This window comes from Blautia sp. MSK.18.38 (assembly GCF_024460535.1).
Taxonomy (GTDB): Bacteria; Bacillota; Clostridia; order Lachnospirales; family Lachnospiraceae; genus Blautia_A; species Blautia_A fusiformis.
This window is the reverse complement of record NZ_JANFYP010000073.1, coordinates 1-1,560: the sequence shown is the minus strand read 5'-3', so window position 1 is coordinate 1,560 and position 1,560 is coordinate 1. Positions and strand designations below refer to the sequence as shown.

Below are 1,560 nucleotides of genomic sequence, written 5' to 3'. Positions count from 1 at the left end.
AGTTTTGTAATGCCAAAGGTATTATTGTAGACCAGTGTATTGAAGATTATGGAAGTGGCCTTAATTACAATCGTAAAAAGTGGAACGAATTATTAGATGAAGTGATGGAACAAAAAATCAAAACCTCGTGCAGGATATTGTTTCAATACTCCATGTGTTCTCTTGCAGGTTGTACGGACTTCGTAAGTATAAAAAACAAATAGAAAGGGATGTGGAAATTGCTAAAGAGCTTCAAGACGGAAATAAATCCGTCAGAGGAACAGAAAGTCAAGATTCATAAGACGATAGGAACTTGTAGATTTATTTATAATTTCTATCTTGCCCATAATAAAGAACTTTACAACAACGGTGAAAAGTTTATGAGCAGTAACAGGTTTAGAGTCTGGCTTAACAATGAATATCTTTCTGAGCATCCGGAGTATTCGTGGATCAAGGAAGCTTATTCAAAAGCAGTAACACAGTCAGTAAATAATGGACAAACTGCTTTTACAAGATTTTTCAATCACGAGAGTGCTTTTCCTAAGTTCAAAAAGAAAGGCAGATCTGATGTAAAGATGTATTTTGTAAAGAATAATCCAAAGGATTGTCGTTGCGAAAGGCATAGAATCAATATTCCGTCACTTGGTTGGGTCCGTATCAAAGAAAAAGGATATATTCCAACAACTAAAGACGGATATGTGGTTAAAAGTGGCACGGTCTCAATGAAAGCTGACAGATACTATGTTTCAGTTCTTGTAGAAATTTCTGATAACAAGATTGCTGATAATTCCAATGCAGGAATTGGCATAGACTTGGGATTAAAGGATTTTGCCATTGTTTCTAATGGTAAGACTTATAAGAACATCAACAAGTCAGCAAGACTGAAAAAGCTTGAGAAACAACTTATTCGGGAACAGAGATGTCTCTCCCGTAAGTATGAAAATCTAAAGAAAGGAGAAGTCACTCAAAGGGCGAATATACAAAAACAAAAACTTAAGGTACAGAAACTTCATCATAAGATAGATAATATCCGTACTGATTACATTAACAAGACAATCGCTGAGATAGTGAAGACCAAGCCATCTTATATAACGATCGAGGACTTAAATGTAAATGGTATGATGAAGAATCGACATCTTTCAAAAGCAGTTGCATCACAAAAGTTTTATGAATTTAGAACAAAGCTTCAAATCAAATGCAATGAAAATGGGATCGAACTTCGAGTAGTAGATAGATGGTATCCATCATCTAAAACCTGTCACTGCTGTGGCGCTGTCAAAAAAGATTTAAAGCTTTCAGATAGAATATTCAAATGCAGTTGCGGTTATGTCGAAGACAGAGATCTCAATGCTGCACTTAATTTGAGAGATGCAATAACTTACGAAGTTGCATAACTAAAACGCAAACGTAAGTATGTACCGAAGGCTATTTTCGGGAATTTACGACTGTGGAGTGTACAAGAACTTGTGAGTAGATATGATTTCGGTCAATCAAAAACATACACGGTGAAGCAGTAAGTAGAACTCGTGAGAGTCTACGTTATCTCGATGTGAGTATATTTACACATATTTTGAGTGGCAG

General features: G+C 35.6%; 1 protein-coding gene and 1 pseudogene. Both read left to right on the top strand.

Annotation, left to right across the window (positions count from 1 at the left end):
• Window positions 1-280 (top strand): annotated as a pseudogene (locus NE638_RS17730) (IS607 family transposase); the annotation flags it as partial.
• Window positions 210-1,373 carry an RNA-guided endonuclease InsQ/TnpB family protein gene (locus NE638_RS17725; protein ID WP_173746856.1) on the top strand — a complete coding sequence of 388 codons (1,164 nt, stop codon included), beginning with the start codon at window positions 210-212 and terminating at the stop codon, window positions 1,371-1,373. The pseudogene NE638_RS17730 and the gene NE638_RS17725, both read left to right, overlap by 71 nt.
• Window positions 1,374-1,560 lie beyond the last annotated feature (187 nt).